1 pseudogene is annotated in these 243 nt (G+C 63.8%); it reads left to right on the plus strand.

The features are described 5' to 3' along the window. Positions 1-243 (plus strand): annotated as a pseudogene (locus SB772_RS44720) (threonine synthase); the annotation flags it as partial.

The raw sequence follows: 243 nt of genomic DNA on the forward strand, positions 1-243 counted from the left end.
GCTGCTGGCTGGCCTTGCCAGCGACGGCGGCCTGTACGTCCCTGAAAACCTGCCACGCTTCACCCAGGAAGAGATCGCCTCCTGGGCTGGCCTGCCTTACCACGAACTGGCCTTCCGTGTGATGCGCCCGTTCGTTGCCGGCAGCATCGCTGATGCCGACTTCAAGAAGATCCTCGAAGAAACCTACGGCGCGTTCGCTCACGCGGCCGTGGCGCCGCTGCGCCAGTTGAATTCGAACGAGTG

The organism is Paraburkholderia sp. SIMBA_030, assembly GCF_046535245.1.
GTDB lineage: Bacteria > Pseudomonadota > Gammaproteobacteria > Burkholderiales > Burkholderiaceae > Paraburkholderia.